Consider the following 22,802-nt stretch of genomic DNA (forward strand, 5'->3'; position numbering starts at 1 on the left):
CGAAACGCGCATGAACCAGATGCCCAGCAAAGCCGAGATCCTGCAATGGATCGCAGATAACCCCACCCTCGGCGCCAAGCGCGAGATCGCGAAGGCGTTCGGTATCAAGGGCGCCGCCCGGATCGAGCTCAAGCGCGTCCTCAAGGAGCTCGAGGCCGAGGGGCATCTGGAAAAGCGCAAGAAGACCTATCGCGATCCGGACCGCCTGCCGCCCGTCTCGGTGCTGCAGATCATGGGCACCACGCCGGATGGTGAGCAACTGGCCAAGCCGCTCGAGTGGCATGGCGAGGGCGTGGAGCCGGTCGTCTTGCTGATCCCGCGCGCCGCCGACCCCGCTCTGGGCCAGGGCGAGCGCATCCTTGCCAAGCTGCAACAAGTCAAGGGCGAGGCGCATCATTACGAGGCGCGGCTGATCCGGCGCATCGGGCATACGCCATTGAAGGCGCTGGGCATCTTCCGCAAGGGCGCCGAAGGGGGCCGCATCCTGCCCATCGACAAGGGACAGGCCAAGGAATGGCAGGTCGAGGCCGCGCAGACGCATGGCGCGCAGGACGGCGAGCTGGTCGAGGCCGAGCAGGCGGGGCCACGGGGCCGCATGGGCCTGCCGCGCGCGCGCATCACGGCCCGGCTGGGCGATCCCTCGGGGCCGCGCGCCGTGTCGCTCATCGCCATTCACCAGCACGGCATCCCCGACGATTTCCCGCCCGAGGTGATCGCCGAGGCGGACAAGCAGAAGCCCGCCGGCCTCAAGGGCCGTGAGGATCTGCGCCACCTGCCGCTGGTCACCATCGATCCATCGGATGCGCGCGATCATGACGATGCCTGCTATGCCCATCCCGACGACACGCCCGGCAACGAGGGCGGTCATGTCATCTGGGTCGCCATCGCGGATGTCGCGCATTACGTGACGCCGGGCAGCGCGCTCGACACCGAGGCGCGGCTGCGCGGCAATTCGAGCTATTTTCCCGACCGCGTCGTGCCGATGTTGCCCGACCGCCTCTCGGGGGATCTCTGCTCGCTCCATGAAGGCGTGCCGCGCGCCTGCATCGCCGTGCGGATGCGCATCGACGAGTTCGGCACGAAACTCGATCAGAGTTTCCATCGCGGCATCATGCGCTCGGGCGCGTCGCTGACCTATCAGGAGGTTCAGGCGGCGATGGACGGCCAGCCGTCCGAGCGCTGCGCCGAGATGATGGACGAGGTGATCCGGCCTCTCTACGCCGCCTATGCCGCCTTGAAGCACGCGCGGGGCACGCGCCAGCCGCTCGACCTGGACCTGCCCGAGCGCAAGGTCGTCCTCAGCGAGGAAGGCAAGGTTCTGAGCGTCAATTTCACCGAGCGGCTCGATGCGCATAAGCTGATCGAGGAATTCATGGTGCTGGCCAATGTCGCGGCCGCCGAAACGCTGAGCGCCAAGAAGTCGCCGCTCCTCTTCCGGGTTCATGAGGAGCCGTCCGAGGAAAAGCTCGACGCGCTGCGCGAGGTGGCCGAGGCGGCAGGGCTGGTGCTGGCGAAGGGGCAGGTTCTGCGCACCTCCCATATCAACGCGCTGCTGCACGGCGCGGCGGGCACCGACCATGCCGAGCAGATCAACATGAGCACCCTGCGCGCCATGACGCAGGCCTATTACGCGCCCGTCAATTTTGGCCATTTCGGGCTGGCGCTGCGCTCCTACGCGCATTTCACCTCGCCGATCCGGCGCTATGCCGACCTCGTCGTGCACCGCGCCCTGATTTCGGCGCATGGCTGGGGCAAGGACGGTCTGACGCCCGACCAGATCGAGGCGCTGGATGCGACGGCCAAGCATATCTCCGACACGGAGCGGCGCTCCATGATGGCCGAGCGGGACACGAACGACCGCTATCTCGCCGCGTTCCTGAGCGAGCGCGTGGGCGAGGAATTCACCGGCCGTATCAGCGGTGTCGCCAAGTTCGGCGCCTTCGTGCGGCTGGACGAAACGGGCGCGGACGGCCTCATCCCGGTGCGCAATATCGGCAACGAGTATTTCCACTTCGACGCCGACAGCGCGACCCTGATGGGATCGGATTCGGGCCGGATCATCACGCTCGGCCAGCGCGTCACCGTGAAGCTGGCCGAAGCGCTGCCCGTGACAGGCGGCATCGCGCTCGAGCTCATCACGGTCGAAGGCAAGGAAATGCCCGAAGGCGGCCGGGGCGGCGGGCGTGGCCGCAGCCGTGGCAAGCCGCCCAAGCGCAAGCTCGGTGCTGCCAAGAAAAAAGCGGCCAAGACCGGGCGCAAGGTGGAACGCAAGCGGCGCGGTTAGGGCTCAGGCCGGGCCGGTCACGCGGTTCACATGGCCCATCTTGCGGCCCGGCTTGACCTCGGCCTTGCCATAGAGGTGCAGCGCGCAGGCGCCATCGCGCGCGAGGTCCGGCACGCGGTCCATGTCGTCCCCGATGAGGTTCTCCATCACGACGTTCGAATGCCGCTTGCCATCGCCGAGGGGCCAGCCCGCGACCGCGCGGATATGCTGCTCGAACTGATCGACCGTGCAGCCGTTCTGCGTCCAATGGCCGGAATTGTGCACGCGCGGCGCGATCTCGTTGACGATCAGCCCTTCGGCGGTCACGAAAAGTTCGACTCCCATGACACCGACATAATCGAGCTTGTTGAGGATCTGCGCGGCCAGAAGCACCGCGTCGCTGCGCTGCGCCGGAGAGAGCCTCGCCGGAACGGTGGTCGTGCGCAGGATGCCGTCCTTATGCACGTTCTGCCCCGGATCGAAGGCCGCGACATCGCCCGCCGCGTTGCGCGCGGCGATCACCGACACCTCATGCGTGAAATCGACGAACCCCTCGTAGATCGCGGGCGCGCCGCCCATGTCGGCCAGCGCGGCCTCGGCATCGTTCGGGCCTTTCAGCCGCACCTGCCCCTTGCCGTCATAGCCGAAGCGGCGGGTTTTCAGGATCGCGGGCAGACCGATCTCGGCCATCGCCTCGGTGATGTCGACGCCGTCATCCACGGCGGCGAAAGGCGCGGTCTTGAGGCCCAGATCGTTCAGAAACGCCTTTTCCACCAGCCGGTCCTGGCTGACGCGCAGCGCCTGCCGGCCGGGATAGACGGGGCGCAGCGTCTCGAGAATGTCGAGCGCGGAGGTGGGGATGTTCTCGAATTCGTAGGTGATGACGTCGCAGGCCTGCGCGAAGATGCGCAGCGCGCCCTCGTCCTCATAGGGCGCGGCGATATGCCGGTCCGCGACATGGGCGGCGGGGCAATCCGCGCCCGGCTCGAAGATGCAGGTGCGAAACCCCAGCCGCGAGGCCGCGACCGAGAGCATGCGGCCGAGCTGGCCGCCGCCGAGAATGCCGATGGTGGCGCCGGTCCTGAGCGGGTCAGTCATCGGAAGGCTCCTCGGGGATCGAGGCCGAAAGCGCGGCGCGCCATGCATCCAGCCGCTCGGCCAGCGCCGCATCGCCATTGGCGAGGATCGCGGCAGCCATGAGCCCCGCATTCGCGGCGCCGGCGCTGCCGATGGCCATCGTGGCGACGGGGTAGCCCTTGGGCATTTGCACGATCGAATAGAGGCTGTCGACACCCGAGAGCGCCTTGGTCTGAACCGGCACGCCGATGACCGGCACCCGCGTCTTCGAGGCCATCATGCCCGGCAGATGCGCCGCGCCCCCGGCGCCCGCGATGATCGCCTTGAGACCGCGCCCCGCCGCCTCGGTGCCGTAGGACCAGAGCCGATCGGGCGTGCGATGGGCCGAGACGATGCGCGCCTCGTAAGGCACCCCGAGCGCGTCCAGAATATCCGCCGCTTCCTTCATCGTGGGCCAGTCCGACTGGCTTCCCATGATGATCCCGACCTCGATTTTCGGCATCCCTCGCCCCCTCATGAATCAGGCGCGAACCATAGGCGGGCAGGGGCGGGGCGTCCACTACCCCGGCGCCGCAAAAAATCGATTCAGGCGATGATGTCGGGCAGGAGGCGATCCTCGATATAGGCGATGCGATCCTTGAGCCGCAGCTTCTTCTGCTTGAGGCGTTTGACTGTCAGCGGATCGCGGCCCAGCTCCTCCAGTGCCTCGATGGCGGCGTCGAGATCGCGGTGCTCGCGCTTGAACTGCTCGAGCTCGACCCGCAGGACGTCATCGGACTTCATCGAAAGGTCGCTGTAGGCGTTCATCGGGGCATGATTCCTGTGGGTGGGCGGCTCGTTGATAATATAGGGAAAACCGCCAGCCGCCTAGCCCTTGCACCCATGCCTCCGAGCGCCCATATTTCTGCCAAGGCTCCGCCGCCGATCCCTTGGGGCGGGCCATGATCGACCAGTCGCTTGACGCAAGGACGTGGCACATGACGAAACTGACGCTGGGGGCGCACCCCTATATGCTGGGCTTCGACCAGCTCGAACGCCTGCTGGAGCGTAGCGCGAAATCCGGCAACGAGGGCTATCCGCCCTTCAATATCGAGCAGACCTCCGAGAATTCCTATCGCATCACGCTGGCCGTCGCCGGCTTTGGCGAGGATGACCTCTCGGTCACGGTCGAGGATCGCCAATTGGTGATCCGGGGCCGTCAGGGCGCCGACATGAATGACCGTGTTTTCCTGCATCGCGGGATCGCGGCGCGGCAGTTTCAGCGCAGCTTCGTTCTGGCCGACGGGGTCGAGGTGGGCACGGCGATCATGGAGAACGGACTTCTGCATATCGACTTGACCCGCGCCCAGCCCGAGACAGTTGTTCAGACAATCAAGATCAATAAACGGGGCCAGTAAAAGCCGTCTGAAGGAGGGAAGAAATGGATACCGAATTCGAATTCCCGCATGAAGCGGGCCACCGCATCGCCTATGTCCGCTCGGTCGCGGTCAAGGACCTGCCCGAAGAGGTGAAGTCCCAGGTGGGCGATCTGGAAACGCTTTACGCCGTGCATAGCGAAGAGGGCGAGCGTCTCGCGCTGGTTAGCGACCGCCGCATGGCCTTCGTGCTGGCCCGCCAGCATGATCTGGACCCGGTCACGGTGCACTGAGCGCCTGGCCCCGTGGCGGGCCGGGCCTTGAGTATTTCCGCCAAGATGAAGCAAGGGGGCGCGCATGGGCAGGTTGCCGGTGCGCGCCCTCTGGCGTAAGGGAGGGGGCGATTTTCGAGGAGCCGCGCGATGTCCCAGCCCGCACCCAAGGTGGCGATCCTGCCGCATGAGATGAAGCTCGGGCTGCGGCCTGGCCGCATCGCGCTCGACCGGCTGATCTGGCCTCTGGGCAAGCCTGCCGGGATCGACGGCAAGACGCTCGCCGATCTCGAGCCGCGCGATCATCTGATCGTCTTTCCGCGCAAGACCCTGCATTGGCGCCCCGGCTTCGGCATCCGCGCGCGCGTGTCGATCATGGTGCTCGAGCCCGAGGCGATCCATGGCGGGCAGATCGCGTCGCTCCGCCGTTCGCATGGGCGCTTCCACAAGGTTCTGACCGCGCATGAGGGGTTGCTTGGCGCAATCCCCAATGGCGTGTTCTTCCCCTTCGGCAGCACCTGGGTGCCGGAGTGGAAAAACCTTGACGTGACCAAGACCCGGATGATGTCGCTGATCGCGTCGATGAAACGCTCGCAGGAGGGGCACCGGCTCCGGCACGAGATCGCGGCCTGGGCCAAGGGGCAGGGCAAGGATCTCGATGTCATGGGGCGCGGCTATACGCCCTTCGCCGCCAAGTCCGAGGGGCTGGCCCCCTATCGTTACTCGGTCGTTATCGAGAATGTGCGCGAGCCAAACTATTTTACCGAGAAGCTGGTCGACGCGATCCTCTGCCGCTGCGTGCCGATCTATTGGGGATGTCCGAATGTCGGTGATTTCTTCGACACGTCCTGCATGATCATCTGCGAGAGCGAGGCCGAGTTGCGGGCGGCGATTGAGGCGGCGTCGATCGAGGATTACGAGGCGCGGGCGGTCAAGCTGGATGCGATGCGGGACGTCGCGGCGGAGTACGGCGATTTCTACAGCCGCGCGGCGCGGGCAGTGCTGGGGGCGTGACGCGCACGCTGCAAGATGACATTCGTGCCTATTGAAAATAATGAGTATTCAGACTAGAACAAATAATGAACAAAGAGGGGCCGACATGACAGACCTCAAGACATACAGGGCGAAATCGGGTCGGCTGGTACCAGTCTATACGCTGGAGGTGCAAACCTTGGCGGAGGATACCGACCGCATTCTGGATGAGGTGATCAAGGTCCACCCTCTGGCTTTCGGGCGCTACCAGCGCAATGCCAGCATATCGGCAGTGGGGCGGGAGACGGCACGGCCCGAGCCCGGCTCGACCACGACGACCCATGTGGATGGCTTCGAGGCGGGTGCGACGGAGACCTATCCCATGGTCGAGCTGAAGATTTCGATCGAACGTGACCTGGAGCAGTTGGCGGCAGTGATGGACGCCATCATCCATGCCCATCACTACGAAGAGCCGGTGATTTTCGTGCGCGAGGATTGGGCCAGCCGCGCGGCGTATGACCCGAACAGCGAAAATCCGAACCGTTGGTGGAACAACGGCAAGGGTCTGCCCGCGCGGATCGAGTGACAGACTGGCCGCACCTATCGGTGCGGCCCTTATCCTTTTACCCGGCGATCAGCCCCATCTGCTCCAGCTTCAGGATGACCTGATGCGCGCAGTTGTCGACGTCGACATTCTCGGTTTCGACGCTGAGCTCGGGGTTCTCGGGCACATCGTAAGGGTCGGAGATGCCGGTGAATTCCTTGATCTTGCCCTCCCGCGCCAGCTTGTAGAGGCCCTTGCGGTCGCGGCGCTCGCATTCCTCCAGAGACGTCGCGACATGGACCTCGACGAAGGCGCCGAAAGATTCCACATCCTCGCGTACGGCGCGGCGGGTGGTGGCATAGGGCGCGATGGGCGCGCAGATTGCGATGCCGCCGTTCTTGGTGATCTCGGAGGCGACATAGCCGATGCGGCGGATGTTCAGATCGCGGTGCTCCTTGCTAAAGCCCAGCTCGGACGAGAGGTTCTTGCGCACGATGTCGCCGTCGAGCAGCGTTACGGGGCGCCCGCCCATCTCCATCAGCTTGACCATCAGCGCGTTGGCGATGGTGGACTTGCCCGAGCCGGAGAAGCCGGTGAAGAAGACGGTGAAGCCCTGCTTGGCCCGCGGTGGGCGGGTGCGGCGCAGCTCGTTCACCACCTCGGGGAAGCTGAACCATTCGGGGATCTCGAGCCCTTCCTGAAGGCGGCGGCGCAACTCGGTGCCCGAGATGTTGAGGATGGTGACATTGTCCCTGTCCTCGATCTCGTCCATCGGTTCGTATTGGGCGCGCTCCTGCACATAGACCATGTGCTTGAAATCGACCATCTCGACGCCGATCTCGGACTGGTACTCGCGGAAGAGGTCCTGCGCGTCATACGGCCCGTAGAAATCCTCGCCCGCCGAGTTCTTGCCGGGGCCCGCGTGATCACGCCCGACGATGAAATGCGTGCAGCCGTGATTGGCGCGGATGAGCCCGTGCCAGACCGCCTCGCGCGGGCCGGCCATGCGCATGGCGAGGTTCAGAAGGCTCATCGCGGTCGTCGAGCCGGGATACTTGTCGAGCACCGCCTCGTAGCAGCGCACGCGGGTGAAGTGATCGACATCGCCCGGCTTCGTCATGCCGACGACGGGATGGATCAGAAGGTTGGCCTGCGCCTCCTTGGCGGCGCGGAAGGTCAATTCCTGATGCGCGCGGTGGAGCGGGTTGCGCGTCTGGAAGGCGACGACCTTGCGCCAGCCCAGCTTGCGGAAATAGGCGCGCAGCTCGTTCGGGGTGTCGCGGCGGCCGCGGAAATCGTAATGCACCGGCTGCTGGATGCCGGTGATCGGCCCGCCGAGATAGACCTTGCCCGCGGTGTTGTGCAGGTAGTTGACGGCCGGATGCGCAGAGTCGTCGGCACCGAAGACCTTCTCGGCCTCGCGCGCCTTGTTGGGCACCCAGCGGTCGGTGACGGTCATCGTGGCGAGGATCACGCCCTCTTGGTCGCGCAGCGCGATGTCCTGGCCCAGTTCGAGCTTCTCGGCGAAGGCCTCGCTCACGTCGAGCGTGATCGGCATGGGCCAGAGCGCGCCCGAGGTGAGGCGCATGTTTTCGACGACGCTGTCGTAATCCGCTTCGCTCAGGAACCCCTTGAGAGGGTTGAAACCGCCGTTCATCAGAAGCTCCAGATCGCAGATCTGGCGCGGCGTCAGATCGTGGCTGACGAGGTTGCCCGCCTCGACCTTCAGCTTCTGGGCCGACTCGTGGCTGACATAGAGTTCGGGGATCGGGGTGAGGTTGTTCTGCTGCGTCATGGGATCACTCTCGAAAAATGCCTGTCGAAATTGCGTCTGCTCGCGGCGCTGGGGCTGGCCGGTTGGGCGCGGATTAGCGCGCGAATGCGGCGAAAGTCTAGCGAGGAGGGCATATTCGCGCGCGAAAGGACCGTTTTTTCGTGAAACGGGGCGGGGATGCCGCATCCGTTCGGCGCTCAGGCCGAATGGGCGTCCGAATTGACCAGAAGCGCGACGCCGGGCTGGACTTCGGCGCGGATCACCTCACCCGGTCCGGGAGGCGGCCCCATCAAGAGATCGCCGAGGCAGACCGTCAGGCGCTCCAGCACCCCCGCGCCCAGCTCGGGCGGCACCGCCGCATCGGGGCTCGGGGCATCGCCATGCGCACCGAGAATGCGAACCGTTCCGGGCAGCATCGCGGAAAGGCGCCCCGCCGTTTCGAGATAGGCCGACAGCGACGCGCCGGGCACCTGCGCGTAGAGATCGCCGTGATAGAGAAAATCGGCGGCAAAGAAGAGCCCGCCGGCCTCGTCCCAGAGCGACACGCTGTCGGGCGAGTGTCCCGGCGTGTGCACGAGCCGCAGCCGCCGCCCGCCGAGATCGATCGTGCTGCCGGGCGCAAGCCATTCCGCCACGGCGAAGCCGGGCGCCTCGCGCTCCTCGCGGTCGCCGAGAAAAAGCGCGGCGGAGGGTGTGACCAGACCGCCCGCCTCGCAGGCGCGCAGCACGGGAAGATCCGGCAGGACGATCCGCTCGAAGCCGAGGATATTGCCGAGATGGTCGTAATGCATGTGCGAAGGAAGAACGGTCAGCGGCAGGTCCGTCAGCCCCGCGATGACCGGCGGCAGCGTGCCGTAATAGGAGCCTGTATCGAAAAGGAGCGCGGCCTCGCTGCCGCAGATCAGGTAACTCCAGTTCTGCTGGTGATAGCGCGGCTCGCCGATGGCGGTGACGCCGGGGGCGATGCCCCGCAGCGCATACCAGTCGCTCACCCCTCGAACCCCCAGCCGTCCGGCAGGAACCCCAGCGGCAGAAGCATGCGCGTCGCCGCCTCCTCGCCCAGCCAGACCGACATGGCGGTCGCGGGCTGATCCGGCAGGCGGGCGGCGAGATAGGGGCGCGCGTCCTCGTCCTCGACGCGCGCGGTCTCGAACCCGGCCTCGTTCAGCGCGGCTTCGGCGCCGTCCCAGTCGGCGCCGTCGCCCGGCACGAAGGCATAGTCGATATCCGCCACGTCGGGCAGCTCCGCCGCCTCGGCGATCTCGTCCCAGACGGCGTAGGTCTCCGCCTTCTGTGCCGCGAAATCGTGGCTCATTCCGCAGCTTCCGTGTTCACCGCGTCCTCGTTCTCGGCCATGCCGTGCTCGGCCAGCCAGCGCTCGGCCTCGAGCGCGGCCATGCAGCCCATGCCGGCGCTGGTCACGGCCTGCCGATACTTGTGATCGGTCAGATCGCCCGCCGCGAAAACGCCGGGCAGGGAGGTCTCGGTGCTGTCGGGCTTGGTCACGACATAGCCGCCCATATGCGTCTCCAGCACATCCTTGACCAGCTCGTTCGCCGGCGCGTGGCCGATCGCGATGAAGACGCCCTTGGCGGGGATGTCCGCAATCTCGCCGGTCTTGGTGTGTTTGACTTTCACGCCCTCGACACCCAGCGGGTTCTCCGTGCCGTAGATCTCTTCGATCTCATGGAACCAGAGCGTCTCGATCTTGGGGTTTTTCTCGAGCCGGTCGACGAGGATACGCTCGGCGCGCAGCTCGTCCCGGCGATGCACGAGCGTGACCTTGGAGGCGAAATTGGTGAGGAAGAGCGCTTCCTCGACAGCGGTGTTGCCGCCGCCCACGACGACGATCTCCTGACCGCGATAGAAGAATCCGTCGCAGGTAGCGCAGGCCGAGACGCCGAAGCCCTTGAACTTCTCCTCGCTCGGAAGGCCCAGCCACTTGGCCCGCGCACCGGTGGCGAGGATGATCGCATCGGCCACGTATTCTGTGCCGCTGTCGGATTGGCAGACGTAAGGCCGCTTGGAAAAATCAATGCTGCTGATGATGTCGCCGATGATCTCGCAGCCCATCGCCTTGGCATGGGCCTCCATCCGCACCATCAGATCGGGGCCCTGAACCTCGGTATCGCCGGGCCAGTTCTCGACCTCGGTGGTGGTGGTGAGCTGGCCGCCCGGCTCGATCCCCTGAACGAGGACCGGCTCGAGCATGGCGCGGCTGGCATAGACGGCGGCGGTATAGCCCGCGGGGCCGGAGCCGATGATAAGAACCTTGGTCTTTTTCGTGCCGGCCATGTGCGTCGCCCCTTGGATGGAAGAATCTTGGCTTGATATAGACCCCGAGAGCAGGCGGCGAAACCCCCGGCAAAGCGGGGTTGCAGCCGAGGCCGCTGTCGCGGTATGACGCGCAACGATCTTGCGCATCCGCGAAAGATTGTTGCGCAAACCTGCGCGGCTGATATAACAATCGCGAAATTGAACGAGAGCAGAGACCATATGGCGACGACCCGTCTGGACCCGATCGACCGCAAGATCCTGGCCGAGCTTCAGGCCGATGGCCGCATGACCAACGTGGAGCTGGCCAAGCGCGTGGGCATCTCCGCGCCGCCCTGTCTGCGCCGGGTGCGCACGCTCGAGGAAGCGGGGTATATCCGCGGCTATCATGCCGACGTGGATCCGCGCGAGCTGGGCTTCGAGGTTCAGGTCTTCGCCAATGTCGGCTTGCAGAGCCAGGCCGAGGCGGATCTGAGCGCCTTCGAGGCGCGTTGCCGCGACTGGCCGCTGGTGCGCGAGTGTCACATGCTGAACGGCGAGGTCGATTTCATTTTGAAATGCGTGGCGCCCGATCTGAGCACGTTCCAGCGCTTCCTGACCGAAGAGCTGACGGCGGCCGCCAATGTGGCCAGCGTCAAGACGGCGCTCGTCATTCGCGGCGCCAAGGACGAGCCGGGCGTGCCGTTCGAAATTCTCGAGGAGCGCCTGTCGCGCGACGCCTGACCCGGTCAGGCCTCAGGTGATGGCGCGGCGCATGTCGCCGAGCGCCGCGCGCGGATGCGCGAGCGCGCCGAAATCGGCGGGGCGCATGACATGCGGAAAAAGTCCGGTGAATTGCGCAAGCTGCTGGTAGGTCAGTTGAGTCTCGAAGCCGGGGCCGGGGTGGTAGGTCTCGAAATCGAGGCCGCCTGCGGTGATCGTCGCGTGGCGGCGCAGCGCGATGTGGAAAAGCTCGATATCGCCCGGCGGGCTGAGCGCGATCACATGCGTTCCGTCGATCATGTCATGCACGGGGCGCAGCACGAGGTCGGCGCCGCCCGAGCCGCTGCGGCCCTCGCCGCGTTGGAGCGTGCGGGCGCCGGGGCCGGTCACCAGGTCCGTCATGGGCCGCTCTAGGCCGAAAGCGCCGCTTTGGACGCGCGTGAGCCGCGCTGTGGGGGCGCCCGCGCCCGCATCGCGCCCGCCCGGCCAGGTCATGCGCCCGATCCAGAGAATGGGCGAGGGGCCGCGCTCCTGGGTCACGACGCTCATGCCGGGGTCGAGATCCTCGACGGCGACGGGTCCGCGCGTGGTGGTGATGAGCGTGCCGCGCGCGAAGGCCGAGAAGGCGGCGTCGAAGACGGGATGCGCGGGCACACGCGCGCCGATCCATGCGATTCGGGCATCGCGGCGCAGGTAGGCGACTTCGCATTCCCTGAGGCGCGCGGGCGCGCTCTCGGGCGCGCGGGCGCCCGGCCTCGGCGGCTCGAGGCTGCGCGCTCGGGCCTCGTTCGGCTCGCCGGTCGCGGCGCGCAGGTTCTGCGCGAGGCTTTGGGCGGAAGGCGTATAGACCATGCGTGTCGCGTCCCGGTCGGGCCGCCGATCAGGCGGCGCGGAAGCGCAGAAGGGGCGCTGCGTCGCGTTGCGCGAGGGGCTTGCGCTGGCCGCGCTGGAACGGAAGGGCGGGGGCGCCGCGCGCCGCGGTCTTGAGGGCGGTGGCCATCCAACGCTTCTGCGGTTTGCCGGTGCTGCTCATCTCGAAATCTCCTGTCATGCCCGCCTTGCGGGTCTGGCTCATTGCTCGTCCTGCCAATCTGGCGGCAGTTTGCGGCAGGGATTGGGCCATGCGGTGACATTCGCAGCGGTGAATCGGGCCATTTCGGGCCGATGGGCGGAGCGCCTGCGAAGGGCAAGGACCCGCTGCGCAAGGCCCGCATGCCGCGCTGCGCCGTGATTTGAGGCAGGTTTGTGGCGCGCGCCGCGTGCGCCTAGAGCCGGATCGACGCGATCAGGCGCCCGTAATCGGCCTCGCCGCGATGGGTGGTGCGGCGATAGGAATAAAAGCGGTCCTCGTCGCCATAGGTGCAATGACCGGTCCATTCCGCGTGGCCGATCCCCGCCGCGCGCAGCCGGTCAAGGCCGAAGGCGGGCAGATCGAACTGCATCCGTTCCGCGTCATTGGGCACGAAATAACGCGCGTGGTCCGTATTCTCGGCCACGAAGGAGGCCATGAAATCCGGGCCGACCTCATAGGCGGTCTGGCTGATCGACGGGCCGATGACGGCGGTGATGCTCTCGCGCGCCGCGCCGAGCGCGATCATCGCTTCGACGGTCGCCTCGAGCACGCCATCGAGCGCGCCGCGCCATCCGGCATGGGCGGCGCCGATCACGCCCGCCTCGGGATCGGCGAAAAGAACGGGCTGGCAATCGGCGGTGAGGATGGCGAGCGCGAGGCCCGGCCGCCGCGTCACCATCGCATCCGCGCGGGGCCGCTCGGCGAGCGGCGCATCGAGCGTGACGACATCGGCCGAATGCACCTGATGCACGCTTTGCAGATGATCGGGCGCGACGCCCATCGCCTCGGCCACGCGGGCGCGGTTGATGGCCACGATCTCCTGCTGATCGGACGATCCTTGACCGCAGTTCAGGCCCGCGAAAATGCCCGAGGACGCGCCGCCGCGCCGGGTGAAGAACCCGTGGCGCAGGTTCGAGAGGCTGTCGGCGGTGAGGATCTCGAGCGTCATCGGATCATCCTTGCAGGCCGGGCGGCGGCGCCGCGCCTTCGGGATGAAGGGCCAGCACCTTGAAGAGCGTCCCCATTTCCTCGGGATGGGTCAAGCGCCGATGTGCGGCGACATGCGCGCTCAAGGCGTCGCCGCTCAGCTTCGCGGCGAGGGCCTGCGCGCGCTGCGTGATCCCGAGCCGCTCGAGAAAGACGCCCTGTGCCGTCAGGCGGCTGTGGCGTGCGGGGAAGGCGGCACGGGCCAGCGCCTCGAAATCGACATGCGCGGTGAGATCCGCCTCGCCCGGCGCGTCGTAAGGATCGGTGGGCGCATGGGCGCGCAGCGCCTGAAACGTGTCCCCGAGGCTGCGCCAATCGCCGTAATCGACGATCAGCGCCGCGCCGCCCTGCGCCGCGATCTTTGCCCCGAGGCTCGCCGCGATGCGCGTGCCGGCGGGGCAGAATTCGACCACCTCGCCCTCGCGCGTATCTTCGAGCCGATGCGCCAGCATCGGCAGGAGCGTCGGCGCGCTCAGCGCGGGGATGAGCCGCTCGCCCTGCCGCGTGACCATCCGCTCGCGCCAGGTCTCGCCGCTGCGCTCGGCCTGGCGGATCGGCAGCGCGTCGAAAAACTCGTTCGCGGCCAGAAAGAGCGGAAGGTCGGGGAGCGTCTCGACGCTTTCATGCCAGTCGGGCGCATGGCCCGCCAGCGTCTCGGCCTGAAGGGCGCGGAGCGTCCGCGAGGTCTCGACGAGGTGGATGCGCGCGGCCTCGTGAAATCCGGGCACGGCGCGGGTCGCGCGCAGCATGTCGGCCATGAGCGTGCCGCGCCCCGGGCCGAGCTCGGCCAGCGCGAAGGGCGCGGGCGCGCCCTGATCGAGCCAGGTCTGCGCGAGGCAAAGGCCCAGCATCTCGCCGAATATCTGGCTGATCTCGGGCGCGGTGGTGAAATCGCCCGCCGCCCCGAACGGATCGCGCGTCGCGTAATAGCCGTGTTCGGGGTGCATCAGGCAGACGGTCATGTACTCGGCCAGCGTCATCGGGCCGTCCGCGTCGATCTGCGCGACAAGGAGGCGCGCGAGCGGGCTCATGCCGGGCGGGCGCGCGCCAGCAGAATGACCCCGATCACGATCATCGGCAGCGACAGGATCTGTCCCATGCTGAGCCCGTATCCCGCCCCAAGCTCGAGCGCGTGGCCGAGCGGGTTGCCGGGCGTGACGAATTGCGCATCGGCCTGCCGCACGAACTCGACGGCGAAGCGCGCCGCGCCGTAGCCGATGAAGAAGACGCCCGCGATGCGCCCCGGCGCCCGCAGCGCGCCGCGCCGCCACGCCATCCAGATCAGCACCGCGCCGAGGATCACCCCTTCGAGCAGCGCCTCGTAGAGCTGCGAGGGATGGCGCGCGCAAAGCCCCACCACGTCCGGGCAGTCCTGCGCCGCGCCGCCCGGGAAGATCACGCCCCAGGGCAGATCGGTCGGTCGGCCCCAAAGCTCGGCATTGATGAAATTCGCGATGCGCCCCAGCGCCAGCCCGATGGGCGCGGCCATGGCCAGAAGATCCCCGACCGACAGCATCCGCAGCTTGTGCCGCAGCGAGTAGAAGACGCAGGCCAGCAGCACGCCGAGCATGCCGCCGTGAAAGGACATGCCCCCTTGCCAGACCTGCAATATCTCGGCCGGGTGCGAGAGGTAATAGCCCGGCTGATAGAAGAGCACGAAGCCGAGCCGCCCGCCGATGATGACGCCGAGTATCGCCCAGAAAAGCAGATCCTCGACCTGCTTGTCGTTCATCGCGGCGCCGTCCTCGCCCCAGAGCGCCGGGCGGCGCACGGCCGCCAGAACCAGCCGCCAGCCGAGCAGGATGCCCGCGATATAGGCCAGCGCATACCAGCGCAGGGCGAATTCCATCCCGAAAACGGAGATGGAGAAAAGCTCGGGCGAGACGTCCGGGAAGGGAATGGCGGCGATCATGCCGCCGACATGGCCGCGCGGGGGCGGGGAAGTCAACCGGCTCCGCGCATCTTGCACGCCCGGGGGGCGCGGCCCATATTGAAACCAAGGCGCATTTTTCGCGCGACAGGCCACAGGAGACCGACATGCAGACCCGCAACAAGGTGATGGACGACATCTCGCAGCTGATGACCAACGCGATGGGCGTGGCCCAGGGCGCGCGTCAGGAGGCGGAGACGGCCATGTCCTCGATGATCGACCGCTGGCTCGCCGACCGCGATTTCGTCACCCGCGAGGAGTTCGACGCGGTGCGCGCGATGGCCCAGAAGGCCCGCGAAGAAAACGAGGCGCTCAAGGCGCGTCTCGATGCGCTGGAAGGCGCCAAGGATCGCCGCTGAGCCTGCGAAGGCCCAAGCTTGGCTGATTTTGTCGCCTTGGGTCGCCCCCTGGCCCGGATGATGCGCCCGAGCGCTCCTATCCGAGCGGGCGCGGCGCCGCTCATCATGCGCGGCGCGTTGCACACTTTCCCTGAAATGAGCTCAATGTCCGTCGCGGGACCTCCCGCATGGCCGTGTCTGAGCGCCGGGCCGGGCGATTTGGGCCTCTCGGTGGGCCACCTGCGCCGGATCGAATTCTGCACGGCAAGAGCGTTAACCGGGCGGATGACGGGCGCTCCAAAGCGGGCCTCCTCTCTCTTGCGTCCACCTGCGATCCATCCACAACTTATTGCGGTTATCCCCAATAAATTGCTTTACAGGTCGCCCATGGTGGCGCACCATATCTGGTAACAGAATGGGGCAGAACCCCATCCGGTAGAGCAGTCATCCAGTGTTTGGGGGCGCCAGATCCCCTCGGCCGGAGCGAACCCAAAGGTGACGACATGGCATTGTCCGAAGAGTTCCTCACAGACGATCTGCACCCCATCGACATGGTCGAAAATCTCGCCGAACATTACGACTGGCAATTCGACCGCGTCGGCGATGACCAGATCGCGATGGCTGTCGAAGGGCAGTGGCGCACCTACTCGGTGACGCTGGCCTGGTCGGCGCATGACGAGACGCTGCGCCTCATCTGCACCTTCGAAATGGAGCCTCCCGGCGAAAAGCTGCCGGCGCTCTACGAGGCGCTCAACGAGATCAACGACCGCTGCTGGGCGGGCGCCTTCACCTACTGGGGCGAGCAGAAGCTGATGGTCTATCGCTATGGCCTGCTGCTGCATGGCGGGCAGATCGCCTCGGCCGAGCAGATCGACGGCATGATCTCCTCCGCCGTGCTCGCCGCAGAGCGGTATTACCCCGCGTTCCAGCTCGTGGTCTGGGGCGATCGCAGCCCGCGCGACGCGATGCAGGTTGCCATTGCAGAGGCCTATGGGCGCGCTTAACCTGATCCCCTGAACCTGCAAAACAGGCGAAAGGGATTTCAATGGATATGGATTTCGTGGCCGAGAAGGGCCTTGTCCTTCTGGGATGCGGCAAGATGGGCGGCGCGATGCTCGAAGGTTGGCTCGATCGCGGGCTGCCGCCCTCCTCCGTCTGGGTGATCGACCCCAAGCCCTCGGACTGGCTGCAATCGACGGGCGTCACCATCAACGGCGATCTGCCCGAGGCGCCCGGCATCGTCCTGATCGCGGTCAAGCCGCAGATGATGGGCGATGCGCTCCCGGCGCTCAAGGACATGGGCAACGGCACGACGCTCTTCATCTCGGTCGCCGCGGGCACGCCGATCTCGGCGTTCGAGGAGGCGTTGGGCGCGCACAGCCCGATCATCCGCGCCATGCCCAACACGCCCGCCGCGGTGGGCCGGGGCATCACCTCGATCATCGGCAACGCGCATGCCAGCAGCGGCCAGCTCGATCTGGCCGAGACGCTGCTGAAGGCCGTGGGGCAGGTCGTGCGGCTCGAGAACGAGGATCAGATGGACGCCGTGACCGGCGTGTCCGGCTCGGGGCCGGCCTACGTTTTTCACATGATCGAATGCATGGCCAAGGCCGGCGAGGCCGAGGGGCTGTCCCCGGAGCTCGCCATGCAACTCGCGCAGGCCACCGTCGCGGGCGCGGGCGCGCTGGCCGAGGAGGCCAAGGAAAGCCCCAGGGAGCTGCGCGTCAACGTGACCAGCCCCAACGGCACAACGCAGGCCGGACTCGAGGTTCTGATGGACGAGGAGAACGGGCTGCCTGCCCTCATGCGTCGCACGGTCGGCGCGGCGGCGAACCGCTCGCGGGAGCTCAGGAATGGCTGACGAGATCACGTTCGACGATTTCCTGAAGGTCGATATCCGCGTGGGCCGCGTGACCCGCGCCGAAGCCTTCCCCGAAGCGCGCAAACCGGCGATCAAGATGTGGATCGATTTCGGCCCCGAGATCGGCGAGCGCAAGACATCGGCGCAGGTCACGAAGCACTACACGCCCGAGACGCTGACGGGGCGCATGGTGATGGGCGTGGTCAACTTCCCGCCCCGCCAGATCGGCCCCTTCATGTCCGAAGTGCTGGTGCTGGGCGTCGCCGATACCGAGGGCGAGGTGGTGCTCCTTTCGCCCGATCAGGACGTGCCCATCGGCGGGAGGATGCATTGAGCCGCATCCTGATTTCCCGCCCGCTGCCGCAAACCGTGATCGCCGCCGCCGAAGCGCATTTCGACGTCGAGGTGCGCGAAAGCACCCTGCCGATGAAGCCCGGCGAGATGCGCGCGGCCCTCGCGCTGCATGACGGCGTGCTGCCGACGCTGCGCGACGATTTCGACGCCGGGATCTTCGAGGGCGGCGGGCATCGCTGCAAGATCCTCGCGAATTTCGGTGTCGGCTACAATCATATCGACGTGGCCGCCGCCCGCGCCCGTGGCATCACCGTCACCAACACGCCCGGAGCCGTGACCGACGCGACCGCCGATATCGCCATGACGCTCATCCTGATGAGCGCGCGCCGCGCGGGCGAGGGCGAGCGCATGCTGCGCGGCGGCGGCTGGGAGGGCTGGCATCCGACGCAGATGCTTGGCCTGCATCTCGGCGGCAAGACCGTGGGCATCGTCGGAATGGGCCGGATCGGGCAGGCGATCGCCAAGAGGTGTCATTACGGCTTCGGCATGAAGGTGATCTACCAGAACCGCTCGGAAAAGGATTTGGACCTGCCCGCCGAGCGGATGGAGAGCGTCGAGGCGCTGGCGGCGCGCGCCGACGTGGTCGTCCTGGCCGTGCCGGGCGGGCCGGCGACCCATCATCTGATCGGCGCCGAGGTGTTCGAGGCGATGCAGCCCCATGCGCATTTCATCAATATCTCGCGCGGGGACGTGGTGGATGAGACGGCGCTGATCGCGGCGCTGAAATCCGGGGTTATCGCGGGGGCGGGGCTCGATGTCTACGAGTTCGAGCCGAAAGTGCCGCCCGCGCTCATCGCGCTCGAAAACGCGGTGCTTCTGCCGCATCTCGGCACGGCCGCCCTTGAGGTGCGCGAGGCGATGGGTATGCTGGCGGTCGAAAACCTGCGCGCCTTCTTTGCCGGAGACGCCCCTCCGAACGCGGTGACCTGATCCATGAATTTCCCGAGTATTACCGGCGCGGGCGTCTTCACGCCCCCCAACGTCATCACCAATGACGAATTGGTCGCCGCCTTCAACGCCTATGCCGATCGCTGGAACGCCGACAACGCCGAGGCGATCGATGCGGGCGATCTGGCCGCCAAGGCGCATTCCAGCAGCGCGTTCATCGTGCAGGCCTCGGGCATTCATCAACGCTACGTGATGGAGAAATCCGGCATTCTCGATCCCGAGGCGATGCATCCGCGCCTGCCACCGCGCGGCGACGATCAGCCGAGCCTCATGGCGGAAATGGCGCTCGATGCCTGCCGCAAGGCGCTGGCGCAGGCGGGGCGCGAGGCCGGCGAGGTCGATCTGATCATTTGCGCCGCCTCCAATCACGAGCGCGCCTATCCCGCGATGGCGGTCGAGATCCAGCAGCTTCTGGGCGCGGGCGGCTTCGCCTTCGACATGAACGTCGCCTGTTCCTCGGCCACATTCGGGATCAAGGCGGCGGCGGACATGATGCAAAGCGGCGGCGCGCGATGCGCCATTGTAGTCAGCCCAGAAATTTGCAGCGCGCATCTCGAGTGGCGCGACCGCGATTGTCATTTCATTTTCGGCGATGTCTGCACGGCGGTGGTGATCGAGCCCGAGGAGCATGCCAAGGGCGCGCATTTCCGCATCCTCGGCACGCGATGCGCGACGCAGTTTTCCAACAACATCCGCAACAATGACGGCTTTCTGCGCCGCGCCCATGGCCAGATGGAAGACCGGCGCGACATGCAGTTCATGCAGGAGGGCCGCAAGGTCTTCAAGGAAGTGCTGCCGCTTGTCTCGGCGCATATCGCGGATCATCTCGATGCCGCCGGGATCGAGGCGACCGCGCTGAGCCGGCTATGGCTGCATCAGGCGAACAAGTCGATGAACGACTTCATCGGGCGCAAGGTGATGGGCCGCGTGCCGGAGCCGCATGAGCAGCCGAACATCCTGCAGGATTACGCCAACACGTCCTCGGCGGGCTCGATCATCGCCTTCGCGCAATACTCGGACGATCTGCCGACGGGCGCGCTGGGCATGATCTGTTCGTTCGGCGCGGGCTATTCGGTGGGATCGGTCCTCGTCGAGCGGTCCTGAGCCTTGCCCTGCCACGCGCGCACGCCGTTCGCGGCGATGCGCGCGCCGGGCCATGCGATGCTGAAGCCGAGCACTATGGACACCAGGACGACCCAGAGCGCCGGATAGCCCAGCGCCACGCAGATCGCGATCAGCGCGCCGGATATGGCGGTGCCGCTCAGGATCCCGAAAAAGACCGTCAGCTTGTCCATGTCATCCCCTTACATCTGCGCGCTCAACGCACCGGGAGCGGGGGCGTTCCCGTCGCCGCGCGCCGGCCCCGATCTCAGCGCGCTCGGGGCGGCGCCGTACCTCGCGCGCATGGCGCGCGCCATCGCGGCGGGCGAATCGTAGCCGCAGCGCACCGCGATCTCGCCCACTTGCAGCGATGTGCTCTCGAGAAGCTTGCGCGCTTCGGAAAGGCGCAGATGGCGGTAGACCGTGCCGGGCGGCGCGCCGAGGGCGCTGCGGAAATGCCGGTCGAGCGTGCGGGGCTGGCATTTGAGCCGCCGCGCGATTTCCGGCAAGGGCAGGGGCCGCTCGACATTGGCGCGCATCTGCATCAGCCCGCCCCGCACCAGCGCATCGTCCTGCGGCGCGTTCGCCTGCGGCAGCGCCGCCGAGGTGTCCGAGCCGTGCATGAACTGGTCCTCGACATCCAGCCTCGTGGCCATGCCGCCATGATGCGCGATCAACTCCATCATCAGATCGAGCGCGCTCATCGCCCCCGCGCAGGTGATGACCGGCCCGTCGCGGATGACGCGCGCGCGCTCGACCTCGACATCCAGAAACCGCTCGGCGAAGGCGTCCTGCAAATCCCAATGGAGCGTCGCGCGCCGCCCCCCGAGAAGCCCGGCCGAGGCCATGAGCCACGGCGCCGCATCCATCCCCACGACGCGCCGCGCTTGTTTCGATGCGGCCCGCAATGCCCGGCGCGCGGCGGCGGTATCGTGGCGGATATGATCGTAACTTACCAGAATGAATAGGTAATCGCAGTGTCCGAGTTGCCGCAGCGCGTCATGGGGCAAAACCTGCATCCCGCTCGAGCTGCGCGCGGGCGCGCCGTCGAGCGTGGCGATGCGCCATTCGAACAACGCGCTGCGGCTGACGGAATTTGCGGCGCGCAGAGGCTCGAGGCAATTGGCGAGGCAGAGGTTCGAGAATCGGTCGAAGAGCACGAAGGCGATCGACACGGCGGGGCCCCGTGGATTTGTCCATTTCTGCATCATTCCTGTCTGATACTGCACGATTGGCGCCAATGCCAGCGTTACGATACCGGCAATCTTCGAGTCAGACAGATCCCGAAAGGACGCTTCATGCCCCTCACGATGAACCGCGACGTCTTCATCACCTGCGCCGTCACCGGCGGCGGCGGCACGCAGGACCGCAGCCCGCATGTGCCGCGCTCGCCCGAGCAGATCGCCGCGAGCGCCATCGCCGCGGCCGAAGCGGGCGCGGCCATCGTCCATTGCCATGTGCGCGACCCCGAAACCGGCGCGCCGAGCCGCGATCTGAAGCTCTACCGCGAGGTGACCGACCGCATCCGCGCCTCGGGCACCGATGTCGTGCTGAACCTGACCGCCGGGATGGGCGGCGACATGATCTTCGGCGCGCCCGAAACCCCGCTGCCCCTGAGCGACAAGAGCGACATGGTCGGCGCGTCCGAGCGCGTGGCGCATGTGCTCGAATGTCTCCCCGAGATCTGCACGCTCGATTGCGGCACGATGAACTTCGCCGAGGCAGATTACGTCATGACCAACACGCCCGGCATGCTCCAGGCGATGGGCGGCATGATGACCGAGGCGGGGGTCAAGCCCGAGATCGAGGCGTTTGACACCGGGCACCTGTGGTATGCCAAGCAGCTGGTCAAGGACGGCATTCTCGAGGCGGATGCGCTGGTGCAGCTCTGCATGGGCGTGCCTTGGGGCGCGCCGAACGACATGAACACTTTCATGGCGATGGTGAACAACGTGCCCGCCGATTGGACCTGGTCGGCTTTCAGCCTCGGCCGCGACCAGATGCCTTACGTCGCCGCCTCCGTTCTCGCCGGCGGCAATGTGCGCGTGGGCCTCGAGGACAACCTGATGCTCGACAAAGGCGTGCTGGCCGAAAATCACCAGCTCGTCACCCGCGCCCGCGAGATCATCGAGCGGATGGGCGCGCGCGTGATGTCGCCTGCCGATGTACGCGACAAGCTGAACCTGAAGAAGCGCGCCCCGAAATGAGCCAGCGCGTCCTCATCACCGGGGGCGCCTCGGGTATCGGCTTCGGCCTCGCGCGCCGCTTCGCGGAGCGGGGCGACCGGGTCGCGCTTTGCGACAGTGATCCCGCCGCCGTCGCCCGCGCCGCCGATGCGCTGCCGGGGGCCATCGCGCGGCAGGCCGACGTCACCGACGAGGCGCAGATGGCGGCCTTTCTGGACGAGGTCGAGACGGCTTGGGGCGGCGTCGATGTCGTCTGCGCCAATGCCGGCACCGGCGGCCCGGCGGGCCGGATCGAGGATCTGGACTATGCCGATTGGCGGGCCTGCCTCGATGTCAATCTCGGTGGCGCCTTCCTCACCTGCCGGTGGGCCGCGCGGATTATGCGCGCGCAGGGCGCGGGCCTCATCATCATCACGTCGTCGACTTCGGGCCAGTGGGGCCATCCCTTCCGCTCGCCCTATGCGGCGGCGAAATGGGGCCTCGTCGGCCTCACCAAGACGCTCGCGATGGAGCTCGGTCCCGTGGGCGTGCGCGTCAACGCCATCTGCCCAGGCGCGGTCGAGGGCGACCGCATGGACCGCGTGGTGGCGATGGAGGCCAGGGCCTCGGGCCGCCGTGAGGAGGAGGTGCGCGAGCAATATGTGCGCGGCGTGAGCATGCGCACCTGGGTCACGGTCGACGATCTGGCCGATACCGCGCTCTTCCTCGCCTCGCCCGCCGCCTCGAAAATGTCCGGCCAGATCATCGCGATCGACGGCCACACCGAAACCAACGCGCCCTGATGGGCAGATG

At 66.9% G+C, this 22,802-nt stretch carries 27 protein-coding genes and 1 pseudogene; 14 read left to right on the forward strand and 14 right to left on the reverse strand.

Features of this window, described 5'->3' with window-relative positions:
- Window positions 1-10: 10 nt before the first annotated feature.
- On the forward strand, window positions 11-2,284 hold the full coding sequence (rnr, locus tag ACGRVM_RS15860; protein ID WP_377172909.1) for a ribonuclease R: 2,274 nt from the start codon (window positions 11-13) through the stop codon (window positions 2,282-2,284).
- A 3-nt stretch (window positions 2,285-2,287) separates the two neighbouring features.
- Here rnr and ACGRVM_RS15865 read toward each other — a convergent pair whose 3' ends face one another.
- The 3 genes from ACGRVM_RS15865 to ACGRVM_RS15875 all read right to left on the reverse strand — a co-directional run bounded on the left by ACGRVM_RS15865 (window position 2,288) and on the right by ACGRVM_RS15875 (window position 4,147).
- Window positions 2,288-3,361: a 5-(carboxyamino)imidazole ribonucleotide synthase gene (locus ACGRVM_RS15865; RefSeq protein ID WP_377172907.1), complete on the reverse strand. Its 1,074-nt coding sequence runs from the start codon at window positions 3,359-3,361 to the stop codon at window positions 2,288-2,290.
- The gene (gene purE / locus ACGRVM_RS15870) at window positions 3,354-3,842 is read right to left on the reverse strand and encodes a 5-(carboxyamino)imidazole ribonucleotide mutase (protein WP_377172906.1); all 489 of its coding nucleotides are present in this window, start codon (window positions 3,840-3,842) and stop codon (window positions 3,354-3,356) included. Before purE ends, ACGRVM_RS15865 begins: the two co-directional genes overlap by 8 nt.
- Before the next feature lie 83 nt (window positions 3,843-3,925).
- Window positions 3,926-4,147, reverse strand: coding sequence for a YdcH family protein (locus ACGRVM_RS15875; RefSeq protein ID WP_377172905.1), 222 nt, complete (start codon window positions 4,145-4,147; stop codon window positions 3,926-3,928).
- 170 nt (window positions 4,148-4,317) lie between these two features.
- On the opposite strand from ACGRVM_RS15875, the gene ACGRVM_RS15880 reads away from it, so the two are divergent.
- From ACGRVM_RS15880 to ACGRVM_RS15895, 4 genes are all read left to right on the forward strand, one after another.
- Window positions 4,318-4,737, forward strand: a complete 420-nt coding sequence (locus ACGRVM_RS15880; RefSeq protein ID WP_377172904.1) for an Hsp20 family protein — start codon at window positions 4,318-4,320, stop codon at window positions 4,735-4,737.
- Between the two features lie 23 nt (window positions 4,738-4,760).
- Entirely contained in the window at window positions 4,761-4,988 is a 228-nt protein-coding gene (locus ACGRVM_RS15885; protein WP_377172903.1) for a DUF1150 family protein, read from the forward strand.
- Between the two features lie 129 nt (window positions 4,989-5,117).
- The gene (locus ACGRVM_RS15890; protein ID WP_377172902.1) at window positions 5,118-5,981 is read left to right on the forward strand and encodes a hypothetical protein; all 864 of its coding nucleotides are present in this window, start codon (window positions 5,118-5,120) and stop codon (window positions 5,979-5,981) included.
- Window positions 5,982-6,066: 85 nt separating this feature from the next.
- Window positions 6,067-6,525: a hypothetical protein gene (locus ACGRVM_RS15895; RefSeq protein WP_377172901.1), complete on the forward strand. Its 459-nt coding sequence runs from the start codon at window positions 6,067-6,069 to the stop codon at window positions 6,523-6,525.
- 37 nt (window positions 6,526-6,562) lie between these two features.
- On the opposite strand, the gene ACGRVM_RS15900 is transcribed toward ACGRVM_RS15895, so the two are convergent.
- The 4 genes and pseudogenes from ACGRVM_RS15900 to trxB form a co-directional block, all read right to left on the reverse strand.
- The gene (locus ACGRVM_RS15900; protein ID WP_377172900.1) at window positions 6,563-8,278 is read right to left on the reverse strand and encodes a bifunctional sulfate adenylyltransferase/adenylylsulfate kinase; all 1,716 of its coding nucleotides are present in this window, start codon (window positions 8,276-8,278) and stop codon (window positions 6,563-6,565) included.
- A gap of 428 nt (window positions 8,279-8,706) precedes the next feature.
- Window positions 8,707-9,249: pseudogene (locus tag ACGRVM_RS15905) on the reverse strand (MBL fold metallo-hydrolase); the annotation flags it as partial.
- Complete coding sequence (locus ACGRVM_RS15910) at window positions 9,246-9,572, reverse strand: hypothetical protein (protein ID WP_377172899.1); 327 nt, start codon at window positions 9,570-9,572, stop codon at window positions 9,246-9,248. The pseudogene ACGRVM_RS15905 and the gene ACGRVM_RS15910, both read right to left, overlap by 4 nt.
- Window positions 9,569-10,552 carry a thioredoxin-disulfide reductase gene (trxB, locus tag ACGRVM_RS15915; RefSeq protein WP_377172898.1) on the reverse strand — a complete coding sequence of 328 codons (984 nt, stop codon included), beginning with the start codon at window positions 10,550-10,552 and terminating at the stop codon, window positions 9,569-9,571. Before trxB ends, ACGRVM_RS15910 begins: the two co-directional genes overlap by 4 nt.
- A 201-nt stretch (window positions 10,553-10,753) precedes the next feature.
- Here trxB and ACGRVM_RS15920 point away from each other — a divergent pair, with 201 nt between their 5' ends.
- Complete coding sequence (locus tag ACGRVM_RS15920) at window positions 10,754-11,254, forward strand: Lrp/AsnC family transcriptional regulator (RefSeq protein WP_377172897.1); 501 nt, start codon at window positions 10,754-10,756, stop codon at window positions 11,252-11,254.
- 12 nt (window positions 11,255-11,266) lie between these two features.
- Here ACGRVM_RS15920 and ACGRVM_RS15925 read toward each other — a convergent pair whose 3' ends face one another.
- From ACGRVM_RS15925 to lgt, 5 genes are all read right to left on the reverse strand, one after another.
- A complete protein-coding gene (locus ACGRVM_RS15925; RefSeq protein WP_377172896.1) occupies window positions 11,267-12,085 on the reverse strand; it encodes a Hint domain-containing protein in 819 nt (272 codons plus the stop codon).
- 28 nt (window positions 12,086-12,113) lie between these two features.
- A complete protein-coding gene (locus ACGRVM_RS15930; RefSeq protein WP_377172895.1) occupies window positions 12,114-12,308 on the reverse strand; it encodes a hypothetical protein in 195 nt (64 codons plus the stop codon).
- Window positions 12,309-12,498: 190 nt separating this feature from the next.
- Window positions 12,499-13,254, reverse strand: coding sequence for a peptidoglycan editing factor PgeF (gene pgeF, locus ACGRVM_RS15935; RefSeq protein ID WP_377172894.1), 756 nt, complete (start codon window positions 13,252-13,254; stop codon window positions 12,499-12,501).
- Between the two features lie 4 nt (window positions 13,255-13,258).
- Complete coding sequence (locus tag ACGRVM_RS15940) at window positions 13,259-14,323, reverse strand: class I SAM-dependent methyltransferase (protein WP_377172893.1); 1,065 nt, start codon at window positions 14,321-14,323, stop codon at window positions 13,259-13,261.
- Window positions 14,320-15,204 (reverse strand): prolipoprotein diacylglyceryl transferase, encoded by an 885-nt coding sequence (gene lgt / locus ACGRVM_RS15945; RefSeq protein ID WP_377173076.1) that lies wholly within the window; start codon window positions 15,202-15,204, stop codon window positions 14,320-14,322. Before lgt ends, ACGRVM_RS15940 begins: the two co-directional genes overlap by 4 nt.
- A gap of 125 nt (window positions 15,205-15,329) precedes the next feature.
- Here lgt and ACGRVM_RS15950 point away from each other — a divergent pair, with 125 nt between their 5' ends.
- From ACGRVM_RS15950 to ACGRVM_RS15975, 6 genes are all read left to right on the forward strand, one after another.
- Window positions 15,330-15,581, forward strand: coding sequence for an accessory factor UbiK family protein (locus ACGRVM_RS15950; RefSeq protein ID WP_377172892.1), 252 nt, complete (start codon window positions 15,330-15,332; stop codon window positions 15,579-15,581).
- 482 nt (window positions 15,582-16,063) lie between these two features.
- A complete protein-coding gene (locus tag ACGRVM_RS15955) occupies window positions 16,064-16,564 on the forward strand; it encodes a type III secretion system chaperone family protein (protein WP_377172891.1) in 501 nt (166 codons plus the stop codon).
- Window positions 16,565-16,605: 41 nt separating this feature from the next.
- Entirely contained in the window at window positions 16,606-17,421 is an 816-nt protein-coding gene (gene proC / locus ACGRVM_RS15960; protein ID WP_377172890.1) for a pyrroline-5-carboxylate reductase, read from the forward strand.
- Window positions 17,414-17,755, forward strand: coding sequence for a tRNA-binding protein (locus ACGRVM_RS15965; protein ID WP_377172889.1), 342 nt, complete (start codon window positions 17,414-17,416; stop codon window positions 17,753-17,755). Before proC ends, ACGRVM_RS15965 begins: the two co-directional genes overlap by 8 nt.
- On the forward strand, window positions 17,752-18,705 hold the full coding sequence (locus ACGRVM_RS15970; protein ID WP_377172888.1) for a 2-hydroxyacid dehydrogenase: 954 nt from the start codon (window positions 17,752-17,754) through the stop codon (window positions 18,703-18,705). Before ACGRVM_RS15965 ends, ACGRVM_RS15970 begins: the two co-directional genes overlap by 4 nt.
- Before the next feature lie 3 nt (window positions 18,706-18,708).
- Entirely contained in the window at window positions 18,709-19,827 is a 1,119-nt protein-coding gene (locus ACGRVM_RS15975; RefSeq protein ID WP_377172887.1) for a beta-ketoacyl-ACP synthase III, read from the forward strand.
- Here the strand turns inward: ACGRVM_RS15975 and ACGRVM_RS15980 are convergent.
- Window positions 19,791-20,018 (reverse strand): hypothetical protein, encoded by a 228-nt coding sequence (locus ACGRVM_RS15980; RefSeq protein WP_377172886.1) that lies wholly within the window; start codon window positions 20,016-20,018, stop codon window positions 19,791-19,793. The two genes, ACGRVM_RS15975 and ACGRVM_RS15980, sit on opposite strands and share 37 nt — an antisense overlap.
- 9 nt (window positions 20,019-20,027) lie before the next feature.
- Complete coding sequence (locus tag ACGRVM_RS15985; protein ID WP_377172884.1) at window positions 20,028-20,999, reverse strand: GlxA family transcriptional regulator; 972 nt, start codon at window positions 20,997-20,999, stop codon at window positions 20,028-20,030.
- Between the two features lie 123 nt (window positions 21,000-21,122).
- Here ACGRVM_RS15985 and ACGRVM_RS15990 point away from each other — a divergent pair, with 123 nt between their 5' ends.
- Together ACGRVM_RS15990 and ACGRVM_RS15995 are read left to right on the forward strand one after the other, a co-directional pair.
- The gene (locus ACGRVM_RS15990) at window positions 21,123-22,031 is read left to right on the forward strand and encodes a BKACE family enzyme (protein WP_377172883.1); all 909 of its coding nucleotides are present in this window, start codon (window positions 21,123-21,125) and stop codon (window positions 22,029-22,031) included.
- A complete protein-coding gene (locus ACGRVM_RS15995) occupies window positions 22,028-22,792 on the forward strand; it encodes an SDR family oxidoreductase (RefSeq protein WP_377172882.1) in 765 nt (254 codons plus the stop codon). The genes ACGRVM_RS15990 and ACGRVM_RS15995 overlap by 4 nt, the downstream gene beginning before the upstream one ends.
- Window positions 22,793-22,802 lie beyond the last annotated feature (10 nt).

It is taken from the genome of Roseovarius aquimarinus, assembly GCF_043661195.1.
GTDB lineage: Bacteria > Pseudomonadota > Alphaproteobacteria > Rhodobacterales > Rhodobacteraceae > Roseovarius > Roseovarius aquimarinus.

What these genes read in the sequence shown, in the direction of transcription:
- ACGRVM_RS15940 (WP_377172893.1), bottom strand. Translation starts at nt 14,323, where the DNA reads ATGAGCCCGCTCGCGCGCCTCCTTGTCGCGCAGATCGACGCGGACGGC.
- ACGRVM_RS15920 (WP_377172897.1), top strand. Translation starts at nt 10,754, where the DNA reads ATGGCGACGACCCGTCTGGACCCGATCGACCGCAAGATCCTGGCCGAG.
- ACGRVM_RS15885 (WP_377172903.1), top strand. Translation starts at nt 4,761, where the DNA reads ATGGATACCGAATTCGAATTCCCGCATGAAGCGGGCCACCGCATCGCC.
- ACGRVM_RS15925 (WP_377172896.1), bottom strand. Translation starts at nt 12,085, where the DNA reads ATGGTCTATACGCCTTCCGCCCAAAGCCTCGCGCAGAACCTGCGCGCC.
- ACGRVM_RS15995 (WP_377172882.1), top strand. Translation starts at nt 22,028, where the DNA reads ATGAGCCAGCGCGTCCTCATCACCGGGGGCGCCTCGGGTATCGGCTTC.
- ACGRVM_RS15980 (WP_377172886.1), bottom strand. Translation starts at nt 20,018, where the DNA reads ATGGACAAGCTGACGGTCTTTTTCGGGATCCTGAGCGGCACCGCCATA.
- ACGRVM_RS15955 (WP_377172891.1), top strand. Translation starts at nt 16,064, where the DNA reads ATGGCATTGTCCGAAGAGTTCCTCACAGACGATCTGCACCCCATCGAC.
- ACGRVM_RS15895 (WP_377172901.1), top strand. Translation starts at nt 6,067, where the DNA reads ATGACAGACCTCAAGACATACAGGGCGAAATCGGGTCGGCTGGTACCA.
- ACGRVM_RS15950 (WP_377172892.1), top strand. Translation starts at nt 15,330, where the DNA reads ATGCAGACCCGCAACAAGGTGATGGACGACATCTCGCAGCTGATGACC.
- purE (WP_377172906.1), bottom strand. Translation starts at nt 3,842, where the DNA reads ATGCCGAAAATCGAGGTCGGGATCATCATGGGAAGCCAGTCGGACTGG.
- ACGRVM_RS15975 (WP_377172887.1), top strand. Translation starts at nt 18,709, where the DNA reads ATGAATTTCCCGAGTATTACCGGCGCGGGCGTCTTCACGCCCCCCAAC.
- ACGRVM_RS15965 (WP_377172889.1), top strand. Translation starts at nt 17,414, where the DNA reads ATGGCTGACGAGATCACGTTCGACGATTTCCTGAAGGTCGATATCCGC.
- lgt (WP_377173076.1), bottom strand. Translation starts at nt 15,204, where the DNA reads ATGATCGCCGCCATTCCCTTCCCGGACGTCTCGCCCGAGCTTTTCTCC.
- ACGRVM_RS15890 (WP_377172902.1), top strand. Translation starts at nt 5,118, where the DNA reads ATGTCCCAGCCCGCACCCAAGGTGGCGATCCTGCCGCATGAGATGAAG.
- ACGRVM_RS15900 (WP_377172900.1), bottom strand. Translation starts at nt 8,278, where the DNA reads ATGACGCAGCAGAACAACCTCACCCCGATCCCCGAACTCTATGTCAGC.
- pgeF (WP_377172894.1), bottom strand. Translation starts at nt 13,254, where the DNA reads ATGACGCTCGAGATCCTCACCGCCGACAGCCTCTCGAACCTGCGCCAC.
- proC (WP_377172890.1), top strand. Translation starts at nt 16,606, where the DNA reads ATGGATATGGATTTCGTGGCCGAGAAGGGCCTTGTCCTTCTGGGATGC.
- ACGRVM_RS15880 (WP_377172904.1), top strand. Translation starts at nt 4,318, where the DNA reads ATGACGAAACTGACGCTGGGGGCGCACCCCTATATGCTGGGCTTCGAC.
- ACGRVM_RS15910 (WP_377172899.1), bottom strand. Translation starts at nt 9,572, where the DNA reads ATGAGCCACGATTTCGCGGCACAGAAGGCGGAGACCTACGCCGTCTGG.
- ACGRVM_RS15865 (WP_377172907.1), bottom strand. Translation starts at nt 3,361, where the DNA reads ATGACTGACCCGCTCAGGACCGGCGCCACCATCGGCATTCTCGGCGGC.
- rnr (WP_377172909.1), top strand. Translation starts at nt 11, where the DNA reads ATGAACCAGATGCCCAGCAAAGCCGAGATCCTGCAATGGATCGCAGAT.
- ACGRVM_RS15875 (WP_377172905.1), bottom strand. Translation starts at nt 4,147, where the DNA reads ATGAACGCCTACAGCGACCTTTCGATGAAGTCCGATGACGTCCTGCGG.
- ACGRVM_RS15930 (WP_377172895.1), bottom strand. Translation starts at nt 12,308, where the DNA reads ATGAGCCAGACCCGCAAGGCGGGCATGACAGGAGATTTCGAGATGAGC.
- trxB (WP_377172898.1), bottom strand. Translation starts at nt 10,552, where the DNA reads ATGGCCGGCACGAAAAAGACCAAGGTTCTTATCATCGGCTCCGGCCCC.
- ACGRVM_RS15990 (WP_377172883.1), top strand. Translation starts at nt 21,123, where the DNA reads ATGCCCCTCACGATGAACCGCGACGTCTTCATCACCTGCGCCGTCACC.